Raw genomic sequence first — 11,734 nt, 5'->3', positions numbered from 1 at the left:
CATTAACGGAGTCAACCTTTTTCAGGAAACCACATTAATTTTGATATCCTAGGTCCTATTGTCCGACCCACAAGGGGTCGATATAATGTGCCCTATACCTATTCCCCCGGTCGTTCGGGCTTTGCCCTCCGACGCGGGGGCTACAACAAATCGGACCTCTCCGAGGTCCTTTCTCGCCTGTCTAGTACAAGCTATCCATATTAAGGCTGTAACTTAAGTTTATATTTCTAATGCGTACCCCCTGGGTATATGGTCCCCTTGCGTGCAACAGTCTCTCAATTTATAGTATCTTTGTAGCTGTATGAAATTTGAGATAGTACATAGCGATAAAGGCTCGTCGGCACGAGCTGGGGTGTTGCACACGCCACATGGCGAGGTGCATACGCCTATATTTATGCCGGTTGGCACGGTGGGGAGTGTGAAGGCGGTACATGCGTGGGAGCTACAGAAGGATATCCAAGCGGAGATTATCCTCGGGAATACCTACCATCTGTACCTTCGCCCTGGCACGGAGATTATCCGCGGTGCGGGGGGGATTCAGAAGTTTAATAGTTGGGAAGGGCCGATGCTCACCGATAGTGGCGGGTTTCAGGTCTTTTCACTTGCCGATAGCCGAAAGATCACTGAGGAGGGGGTCCAGTTTCAGAGCCATATCGATGGCTCACGACACCTCTTCACCCCTGAGCGGGTGATGGATATCCAGAGGGAGATTGGTGCCGATATCATTATGGCTTTTGATGAGTGCCCTCCTGGCGACTGCGATTGGAGGTATGCTCGGCAGTCGCTCGACCTCACACTGCGTTGGCTAGAGCGATGCCATAAACGATTATCTGAGACCGAACCGCTATATGGCTACCCTCAGAGCCTTTTCCCCATTGTACAAGGGGCTGGCTTTAGCGACCTCCGAAGGGAGTCGGCAGAGCGTGTGGCGGAACTAGGGGCCGATGGCAATGCCATTGGTGGGCTCAGCGTGGGGGAGCCTACGGAGGTGATGTACGAGATGATAGAGGTGGTGAATGAGGTACTCCCTAAGGACCGCCCTAGATACCTGATGGGGGTGGGCACGCCCGCCAATATCCTTGAGGGGATAGAGCGTGGGGTGGATATGTTTGACTGCATCATGCCTACCCGCAATGGGCGTAATGGTCAGCTATTTACTTGGCGTGGCACTATGAATATGCGTAATGAGAAGTGGAAAGACGACTATTCACCTCTTGACCCTGAGGGGACGAGCTATGTAGACCATACCTATAGCAAGGCGTATGTACGCCACCTGATTAAGTCGGATGAGCTACTGGGGCTTCAGATTGCAAGCATCCACAACCTTGCTTTTTACCTCGACCTAGTGAGGCAAGCACGCAAGCATATCATTGAGGGCGACTACCCTCAGTGGAAGGCGAGTGTACTCCCCGAACTACAGCAAAGACGATAATCCAATCCATTGACGATGAAGCAAAAGGGTAGACATCTATTGGAGCGTTTGGGGGTGAAACGAATCGACCGATACATCATTAGTCGCTTCCTTGGTACCTTCCTCTTTGCACTGATGCTGATCCTCATCATCATTGTGGTGATTGATATTCAGGAGAAGATGGAGGAGTTCCTCAATCCTGCCCTACCCTTTATGGATATTGTGTGGTACTACATCGCCTTTATTCCCTACTATGCGTTGCTCCTCTCACCGCTATTCATCTTTATCACGGTGGTATTCTTTACGAGTAAGCTGGCGGCACGCTCCGAAATCATTGCGATGCAGGCGGCAGGGATGAGTTTCAATCGTATCCTCCGCCCTTACTTCATATCGGCAGCGATTATTGCGGTGGTCTCCTTTATATTTAGTGCATGGATTATCCCCAACCTCAATGTGATTCGCATCGACTTTACCAACACGTGGGTCAAAAACAAAAAGGTGGAGATGGACCAAAACATCCAAGCGGCAGTAGCACCGGGTGAGGTGGTCTACTTCAGCACCTTTGATGCGAGAGAAAATATGGGGTACAACTTCTCTCTACAGAAATTTGAGGAGAATACGCTCACTAGTCAGCTCACCGCACAGCGGATTGCCTATCACAGTGATAGCCTCTATCATTGGACGGTCTACGACTACCATATCCGCACTTTTGATGGGCTCAAGGAGCACAATGAGTACGGCAACCAGCTAGATACCCTCTTGATCCTCACCCCAGCCGACCTCCTAATCTCTAGAGAGGATGGCGAGCAGCTCACCAATGCCGAACTGAGCCACTACATAGAGCAACAAAAGAAGCGTGGGGTGGGCAATATCCAGAGTTTTCAAGTGGAGTATCACCGGCGATATGCCTCGATTCTTGCCGCCTTTATTCTTACCCTTATTGGGGTTTCCCTTTCGGCACGTAAGGTAAAGGGCGGACTGGGGGTCAATATGGCTATCGGCTTGGCGCTCACTTTTGTCTATATTCTACTCTTTACCATTTCCTCTGCCTATGCGGTGAGTGGAGAGCTCACACCACTGATGGCGGCGTGGCTCCCCAATCTTATTTACACTCCTATTGCCCTCGGTCTCTACCTCAAGGCACCTCGCTAATGTAGGTCTATGCAGTACCCTCTCTACCTTAGCATACTAGTTCCCCTCCCTCTCAAGCAACCTATTTTCACTTACGTATACGAAGCGGACAGCGTAGAGGAGCCACAACTGGTGGGGCGGTTGGTGACTGTACCTTTTGGCACCAAGAAGTGCTACACAGGGTTGGTGATGGCACAACAACATACCGCACCTGAGGGGCAACGTCGGCTGAAGCCGGTATTGCAACTACTCCCCTATCCGCCCATTCCGCCCTATATCATAGAGCTTTGGCAGTGGGCGGCCAATTATTATATGTGTAGCTTGGGAGAGGTGCTGACGGCTGCTATTCACCAAAGTTTCCGACCCGATGGCACGCAAGGAGAGGAGCCAAGGAAGGCAACGCTTACGCTGAGGGGGTGGCTCCCCTCGGAGCGACTGATGAGCGATGCCCACTTCAGGGGCTACCTAGAGGGACAATTGAAGAGTGGCACGACCGCTGAGAAGGCACTCCAAAAGATACTCACCAGTTACCAAAAGGGAGATAAGCCTCCGATGAGTCTGCAAGACCTTGCTGAGTGGTTGGAAACTTCTAGCTACACCATCAATAAGCTACGCAAAGTGGGGGCGGTAGAGGAGTGCGAGGTCTTGGCTAGTACCCTCAATGAGGGGGTGGCTCTCCCTATCCACAAAGTGGGCGACCCGCTCTCTAAGTTGATCTCTATCGGCAGCTCACGCATCGCACTTGTCCATTGCCCTAATAGTCGAATTGAGGAGCGTATTCCCTACGACTACCTACTCCAAGAGGTGGCGAAGGGGAAGCAGGTGCTCCTCCTGCTACCTAATATAGAGGTACTAAAGCAGTTGCTCCCTGAGCTACAAAAGCAATTTGGAGTGCGGCTCTACCGCTATTTCTCTACCGCAACGGAGAAGGAGCGACGCACCACGTGGTTCTCTGCCCTCTCAGGGGAGGGTGGCCTTTACATAGGATTGAGGGCGGCCGTTTGGCTTCCTTTTGCTTCGCTCGGGTTGATGGCCGTGCTGGATGAGGAGGATAGGGGCTACCGACAGTATGAGCCGGCACCCCGCTTTACCGCTACGCACGTGGCATTGATGCTGGCTCACTTTGCCAAGGTAGAGACTCTCCTAGTGAGTGCCACCCCCTCGGTAGAGAGCTACACACTGGCACTACAGCAAAAGTATAGCTTTGTAACCTCCTCGCACACTCCGCCCGAGGTGCGACTGCAGACGGTCTGGATGCCAAAGGCCTTTGAGGATAATAGTGTGCAAGGGCGGATGCTCTCCTTTCAGATGATCGGGGCTATCCGAGAGGCGATAGATGAGGGGGGGCTTGCCCTTCTCCTCTATCAGCGTAAGGGTTTTGCCCGAAGTGCTACTTGCCCGAAGTGCCAAGCCTCGCCCAAGTGCCCGCACTGCCATACGACGCTACGGTATATGGAGCAATCGCGTATGCTGGTGTGTGGTCTCTGTGGCTTTTTCCAACCACTGCCAAGTCACTGTCCGGAGTGCGGGGCTGGAGGAATGCAGTTAATCGGCACTGGGATAGAGCGACTTCGCCGTGCCATGGAGGAGCTATTTCCTGGAGTGGCGATCAAGATGGCGGAAGAGGTGGATCGGAGGTCGAAGCTACCTTCAGTGATTCTTTCATCGAGTTACCAGCCCCCTCAGGAGTACCTGAGCAAAGCGACTACCATCGGGTGGGTGCAGCTGGACCTCCTCTATGCGCTCTCTGACTACCGTGCCAATGAGCTCACCTTTCGCTACCTGATGCAGAGCCGCAATGAAGCTCCTATGCTCAAGCGAATGGTGGTACAGCACTTTGCCACAGCACCCAATGCCCTCACCGCCTTTGAGCAAAACGACTATCAGCAGATGCTCGACTTTGAGCTGGAGGAGCGACACAGCATACAGCTTCCCCCATTCTCCCGCCATATTGATATATATTTTGAGAGTGCGGCACAAAGCCAAGCCTACCAACTCGCCACTACTGCAGCGACCATTCTTCAGAATAGACTGCCCGATGCTACTACCCTAGGTCCAGCACCTATGCCAGTACATAAAAAGGCAACCGCCATCGGCTACAAGGTGACCCTGCTGGCACCTCTACAGCTCTCCTCCCTACAGCTTCGTGAAGCGATTCATCAGCTCATTGACCCTCTCCTCCAAGAGTATAGAGGGCCTAAGATGAATTGCTACTACGATGTTGATCCTCTTTAGTGTATCATTAGGCACAACAGTAGGGCAATGTGCCATAATATATAGATATTAAGTAAGTTTTGTGTATCTTTGCTCGGTAATAGGATTATATAATATTTTTTCCACAACAAATAGAAATATGAGAATGAAAAGATTATTTGGACTAGTAGCCGCAGGGCTAATGGGTCTAGGCTTTCTACCAAGTGCCAATGCACAGGTAGATGGCGTAAACTTCACACTTTCACCAAACGTATCATACAACTGGTGGAATCAAAACATTGCACTTAAGAACTCTCCTTTCTATGGACTTCGCCTCGGCGTTGGCTTTGGCCCTTATGTAGAGTTGAGAGGAACCTTTGAGAAGTCTGTTAACCTCAAGAATACGCTTAAAGACAAGAATTGGAACATCCTTAACGAGGATGCTCTCAATAAGCTTGATGGAATGCAGTTTGATATCACTCGCCTAGGTGGTGAGCTGAAGTTCAATATCCTAAGTAGCAATTACAGCATCGCTCCATACCTTACTGTTGGTGGTGGCGTGCAAATGCTTGACTACAACCCATTTGACACAAAGAATGGGGTTGTAGAGGATGCTAAGGAGACTGAAAAGCAGATCTATCTAAGTGCTGGTGCTGGTGTACGCTTCAATCTTTCTGAGCGTATCGCACTTTCACTAGAGGGTCGCAACACTCAGTTCAACCTTGATAAGGTAGACTATCTACTCAATCCAAACGTTGATGATAAGGCAAAGCGTTGGGGCAACTGGTCAGCTATCGCTTCTCTTGATATCACCCTTGGTGGTATGAGTGGTTACAGCGATGCTAGCCGCCAATACAGCAACCTCTTTGAGGATGGCTTCCGCGGCGTGAAGTTTGTCCTTGAGCCAGGTATTATGTATGCTGACTTCCACGATAAGCTCAACCGTGCAGACCAATTCTTTATCGGAGGTTCTGCAGGTCTTGACTTCTCTTCACTGATTGGCTTGAGAGCGTTCTACTTCCAAGCTACAGAGCAGCCAGATAAGCCTAGCTTCAAGTTCAATAAGGACCTGAAGATGTATGGTGCTAACTTGCTATTCCGTCTCAATCAACCACGTGGTATCGTACCTTACCTTACCCTTGGTGCTGGTTACCTAGATGATAAGGGCTTGATCCCAACTGATCCAGATAGACCAACCTCAAACACTGATCCAGAAGAGCGCTTTGATGTTCACAACCTATTCCTAATGGGTGGTGCAGGCGTAGAGATTCCATTCTCTAAGTACGTAGCCCTATTCGGTAACGTTAATGCCCTTCTTTCTAACAACGAGGCATCTAAACTCAAGAACGTAGAGGTAGGTGACATCTACACCAGCCTTATGTACAACGCCGGTGTGCGCATCAACCTTGGTCGCTCAGCTTATGAGCCAATGATCAACATCAATGGCAACGAAGAGAGCCTTAACGACCGTGTGAATGACACCCGTAGCGAGGCTCAAAAGCAATGCGGTCGTCACACCATCTTCCAAAGAGAGAGAGTACGTGGTGGCGAGATGATGACCAAGCAGCAGTTTGAGGAGATGGTAGATCGCATCCTCTACAAGATCCGCAGCGAGGAGAGTGCTCGTGCAGCTAAGTTCTCTGACTCTGAGATGGATATCATCGTAGCAGCACTTAACAGCCAAAACCCACAGGGTGCACAGGTAGTAGCTACTAACGACCCTGTAGCTAACCAGCAACTAGTTAATGAGATGCGTCGCCTAGTAGACCGTATGGATCGCCTTGAGGGCAAGACTACTGCACAGACCAACGTAGTACCTGTACAGAGAGTTGACCCACTTGTAACGACTCCAACTACTGTAGTTAACGGTGCTACCACCACTACTACAGCTACTACTACTCACGCTAAGAACAACTTCCTTAAGCTTAACCGCCTTGCAGTGCTCACTGGTGCTAACTTTGGTGAGGGAACTCAATGGATGGTAGGAATGCGTGGTTACATGCAGATCTCTGATACCGACCTTGACTTCGTACCTGAGCTGATGGCTGGCTTTGGCAAGAAGGGTGGTTTCGACCTCAGCGCCAATGTAATCTACAACTTTAAGATCGCCGACTCTGTAGTAGATCCTTACGCAGGTCTTGGTCTTGGTCTTTACAGCCACGGTGTTGGCCTTAAGTTTGGTCCAAACTTCATCGCTGGTGCCAACTTCAAGCTGAATAAGTCTGGCGAGCTATTTGCCGACTACACTGCAAGAGGTCTATTCAAGAATAATCAGATTGCTGTAGGTTATCGTTTCGTATTCTAATCAATCACCATTAGGAAAACGAATGATGAGAAAGAGTAATTTAATCTCCTCAGCAGTAGCTACTCTACTCCTAGGCATTGGTCTACACGCCAATGCCCAGGACGTAGTACTCACCCAGCAGGTGACACAGAGTGGCGACACTGTGACCATCATTGAGAATGCACCTCGCACTACCGACACACACTCGGTAGATCAGCAGGTGTGGGACATGATCAGGTCCACTGAGGGATACGATTCGATACCCGATGATGCTCTCTTGCCAATCACTCAAGATCAGGCAGAGGAGCTCATCACCAAGCTGATACTAGAGGCTCGCAAGCCCTATGTAGAGGCTGCCTACCGCGACTCCGTGGTACGTGCTTTCAAGGTAGAGACGCTCAAGCGTCGTGCCTTGGACCAAGCACTAGCACGCACCTTCAATGAGCCACTGGAGCGTCGTCTCGACCAAATGGAGCGCCTACTCTATGCGCTTCTCCTTACCCGTGGCGACCTTAGCCCAGAGGCGATCAATCACCTGCTTGGCGGTAATCTGCTACCCCAAGGTGCTATCCAAAAGACCGATACTGTGCCAGCTAATCAGCTAGCAGGTCGTCGTGAGCCAGTCACTCCAGATGAGGCAATTGCCCTCAAGGGTGGGCTCAATAATAAGGAGATAGACCTCTACATGAGCGTTGCTTACTTCGGTTTTGATAGCAGCAAGCTAGATAGTGAGGCCATCAAGACACTTGACAACGTAGTGGAGTGGATGAAGGAAAACGACCTCAGAGTATCCCTTCGTGGATACGCCTCTCCAGAGGGCAAGATGAGCTACAATAATAAGCTCTCTGGTCGTAGAGTAAATGCAGTGGCAGACTATATCACTAGCAAAGGAATTGCACGCGATCGACTAGAGGTAATCCCCTCTGGCATCGACTCCATGAAGGATACCAAGAGTAAGTATCCAAAGGGACGTCGCGTAGAGATTCGCCCGATCCTTTACTAATTAATAAGCTAATTATATGACAAAGGCGGTCTCACCTCGTGTGGTACCGCCTTTTTTTGCAACCACATCTAATCACAAACGAGACTGTTGCACGAAAGCGATCTGCTTCGTTGCTTTCGGAATTCGGGCTCGGTCACGTACGCGAGTACGCTCCCTTCGGCCCGGTGGGGCCTTGGTGCCCTGCGTGCACCTTGACCTCATCCTCAGGCCTTGCATCTCATCCTTCGTACAAGGTCTCAGCACATTTTGAAGTAAATGTGCGAGAATGGCACTTCGTGCAACATTCACAAACTATGCTAAAATGTAATATACTTCCAAATAAAATGGGTATATTTGAGAATAGGTAATTAGTAACCCATTAAGACGTATGCTTATGAAAAAGAAATTCTTTAACGCGAAAATCTATCGGAATAGTTCTGCAAGTGAGATCATCGTGGAGAACGGTAAGATCACTCAGATCGGTACCAACCTTCCCAAGTGCGATGAGGAGATAGACCTCAATGGCAAGTTTGTATTGCCACCCTATGTAGATCCACACCTTCACCTTGACTACGTCTACACTGTCTCCGAGATGGAGGGGCTGGGAGCAGCTTCGGGCACACTCTTCGAGGCAATCGAAAACTGGCCAAAGTACAAAGCCACCATGACCATTGATGGCGTAAAGCGACTAGCTCGTAAGGGTATTGAAGACGAGGTATCACAAGGTGTGCAATTTATCAGAGCGCAGACCGACGTCACCGACCCTAAGTTCACCGGGTTCAAAGCCATCATGGAGCTCAAGGAGGAGATGAAAGACATCGTTGATATCCAGGTAGTAGCCTTCCCACAGAATGGTATGTACACCTACAAAGGTGGTAAGGAGCTAGTAGAGGAGGCTCTAAAGATGGGTGCCGATGTGATCGGTGGCATTCCTCACTACGAGCCAGCACGTGAGTTTGGCGAGAAGTCTATCCACGACATTGTAGAGCTAGCCATGAAGTACAATGTACTCATCGATGTACACTGCGATGAGACCGACGACGTCATGGCGCGCTTTGTGGAGATTCTCAATGCCCTTGTCTACCTTGAGGATTATGGTGAGAAGACCACCGCTAGCCACACCTGCTCCTTTGGTTCGGCAGATAACTCCTACGCCTATAGGATGTTTGATATGTTTAAGCGTAGCAAGATGAACTTCATCTCCTGCCCTACCGAGAATGCTTATCTACAGGGAAGGCAAGACACCTATCCAAAACGCCGTGGCCTTACTCGTATCAAGGAGTTTATGGAGATGGGCATCAACATTGCATTGGCCCAAGACTCTATCAATGACCCTTGGTACCCACTCGGTAGTGGTAATATGATGAACATACTTGATAATGCTATCCACCTATCACAGTACGCTAGCCCTAAGGAGGTAGAGACTGCCTTTGACATGATCACCTACAATGGTGCGAAGTGTATGAATATCCACGACCAATACGGTATAGAGGTAGGTCGCGATGCCAACTTCATCGTGCTGGATGGCGATAGCGCTTGGGATTGCATCCGCCGCCGTGTAGGCGTACTCGCCTCTGTACGAAAGGGCGAATTCCTATTCAAGAAAAAGCCTACTGAGTACGAGGTACCCTTCAAGATGTAAGGCCCTCCACAATAGATCAATTAAAAAGCTACCCTCAAGTGTTGAGGGTAGCTTTTTTAGTTTGATAAGAATGTCACACGACGGCAAACTACAGCCTCATCTATGGTATGGATTTGTCCGACCCACAAGGGGTCGTAGGGTAAGGAGGGGATGGCTTCGTAACCCCCGAGTCGTTCGGGGCATACGCCCCCTCCGACTCAGGGCTAGGATCCGTCTGACCTCCCGCGAGGGGAGGTCATTTGACAATGGATAGTGCACTATGGTGCCATTCATCGAACAAGGTAATGCAATCAAAATCTCCATATCATATAGGTGATTCAATATAATTTTTGGGAAGGACAAAACGACCGCTTGCGGTCGGACGGATCCTAGCCCCTGGTCGGAGGGCGTAGCCCGAACGACCAGGGGAATACGGCAATCTGCCACCCACCTCTACGACCTCCCTTGTGGGAGGTCGGACAATTTGGACTGGGAAGAGTTCAATAAAGAGCAATGAAAAAAGCTACCCTCAACTGTTGAGGGTAGCTTTTTTGTTAGTTAAAGCCTAAGGCTTATCCGATAGGTCGCAGAGTGTGCTTTGCGAAGAAAGAGATGAGTATCCCAGGTACCGCCATAATCACAGCGTACCAGAGCAAGCTCAACGCCCCATAGCTGAGCAATAGCGTGCCAGCAATAGCTGTAGTGATCATAATCGAGAGATTAAACATACAAGACTGCACCGACATCGCCACATCCTTACCATGCTCCACCTGATTGCCCACAGCCGCCTGGAACAGCGTCACAAGTGGACCAAAGGAAAGCCCCCACATGAAGAAGGCAAGGTGTGAAATACCAACCGTCCCCTTAAAGAAGTAAAAGAGCAACATCGCCACGGCCAGGAACGCAAACATCAGCACCGTCAGCTCCCTCAGGTAATGATCAATATACTTCGTCGCAATCACGATAGAGATGAGCGACCCAATTCCAAAGACCAGCAAGGCCACCTCTACCCCGCCACTAATACCGATCTCGGCTACCAACTGGGTAATATAGGTGTAGACCCCATAATGCCCACAAACTCCAAGTAGCGTGAGGAGTATAATGAGCAAGATAGACTTATTCTTCAGCATCGCAAAAGGCGAAGTGCTCGAGGTGAGCTTCTCACCAGGCGTCGAAGGTAGCATCACAAGCGATAGCAGAGCAATCAAAGCTACCAATGACCCCAAGACGATAAACTCAATACGCCAGCCAAAGCGGTCGCCAATAGCAGTCATCAATGGCATCCCTAGGCTAATTCCTAGCGTATTACCCGCCATAATGATCGCCACAGCCTTACCTTGGTGCCCTGGCTCCACCAGTCGCATCCCAAAGGCTGCAATCATCGGCCACATCACACCGGCACAGATACCGCCGAGGAAACGAAGGCCCAATATAACGTAGTAGTTATGAATAACCCCAGAGAGTATATTGCATACTGCGAAGCCCACCAGCAAAAGTAATAGTAAATTCTTGCGATTAAAGCCCACCGTGGCAGATATAAGCGGAATACCGAAGATAGCCGACGCCAAGGCATACCAGCCCACCATTCGGCCACCCTCCACCTCATTAATTCCCAAATCGCCCATAATCTGCTGCAACACTCCAGAAGGAAGTAGCTCCGACAGAATTCCCACAAAGGTAACCGACGACATCAAGATCATCAAGACCCAAGGGAAAGCACCTACAGATTTCTTTTCTTGTACCATATAGTAAATATTTAAAGGTTTACACCTCTAAAGATACCCATTTAGATTGGTATAGAAAAGAAAACAAGCAAGAAAAATTAATAGATAAGTTAAGAGCTCTCATAGGGGGTATCATTAGGAAGGTCTTACCATGTGGAATTCATTAGAGCGTCTACGGGAAAAGGACCTCGGCAGAGGTCCGTGTTAAATAGGCACAGGTCGAGGCACGTAGGGCCGAAGACCTGTGTATAAAGTGTGCAAAATGCCTTTCGACCCCGGCTGAGGGGTCGGACAACCTTATCTAGGTCTGACCCCTCGGCCGGGGTCATGTAGGTGGGGTGAATATGCTCCTTGTACACAGGTCGTTCGGGGCTAACGCCCCTCCGAC

7 protein-coding genes are annotated in these 11,734 nt (G+C 49.9%); 6 read left to right on the top strand and 1 reads right to left on the bottom strand.

Annotated features, from left to right (window positions below; translation table 11 throughout):
- Positions 1 to 301 precede the first annotated feature (301 nt).
- The 6 genes from tgt to HMPREF3027_RS06805 all read left to right on the top strand — a co-directional run bounded on the left by tgt (position 302) and on the right by HMPREF3027_RS06805 (position 9,643).
- A complete protein-coding gene (gene tgt / locus HMPREF3027_RS06830; RefSeq protein WP_018029223.1) occupies positions 302 to 1,432 on the top strand; it encodes a tRNA guanosine(34) transglycosylase Tgt in 1,131 nt (376 codons plus the stop codon).
- Positions 1,433 to 1,447: 15 nt separating this feature from the next.
- Positions 1,448 to 2,563 (top strand): LptF/LptG family permease, encoded by a 1,116-nt coding sequence (locus tag HMPREF3027_RS06825; RefSeq protein WP_070707758.1) that lies wholly within the window; start codon positions 1,448 to 1,450, stop codon positions 2,561 to 2,563.
- A gap of 9 nt (positions 2,564 to 2,572) precedes the next feature.
- Entirely contained in the window at positions 2,573 to 4,777 is a 2,205-nt protein-coding gene (locus HMPREF3027_RS06820; protein WP_070707757.1) for a primosomal protein N' family DNA-binding protein, read from the top strand.
- Positions 4,778 to 4,901: 124 nt separating this feature from the next.
- On the top strand, positions 4,902 to 7,040 hold the full coding sequence (locus HMPREF3027_RS06815; RefSeq protein ID WP_070707756.1) for an outer membrane beta-barrel protein: 2,139 nt from the start codon (positions 4,902 to 4,904) through the stop codon (positions 7,038 to 7,040).
- Positions 7,041 to 7,062: 22 nt separating this feature from the next.
- Positions 7,063 to 8,022, top strand: a complete 960-nt coding sequence (locus HMPREF3027_RS06810) for an OmpA family protein (RefSeq protein WP_018029227.1) — start codon at positions 7,063 to 7,065, stop codon at positions 8,020 to 8,022.
- A gap of 373 nt (positions 8,023 to 8,395) precedes the next feature.
- The gene (locus tag HMPREF3027_RS06805) at positions 8,396 to 9,643 is read left to right on the top strand and encodes an amidohydrolase family protein (RefSeq protein ID WP_070707759.1); all 1,248 of its coding nucleotides are present in this window, start codon (positions 8,396 to 8,398) and stop codon (positions 9,641 to 9,643) included.
- Between the two features lie 551 nt (positions 9,644 to 10,194).
- Here HMPREF3027_RS06805 and HMPREF3027_RS06800 read toward each other — a convergent pair.
- Positions 10,195 to 11,367: an MFS transporter gene (locus HMPREF3027_RS06800; RefSeq protein WP_018029331.1), complete on the bottom strand. Its 1,173-nt coding sequence runs from the start codon at positions 11,365 to 11,367 to the stop codon at positions 10,195 to 10,197.
- Positions 11,368 to 11,734 lie beyond the last annotated feature (367 nt).

This window comes from Porphyromonas sp. HMSC077F02, assembly GCF_001815465.1.
In the GTDB taxonomy this organism is placed as follows: domain Bacteria; phylum Bacteroidota; class Bacteroidia; order Bacteroidales; family Porphyromonadaceae; genus Porphyromonas_A; species Porphyromonas_A somerae.
This window is presented reverse-complemented; position numbering and strand designations above follow the sequence as displayed.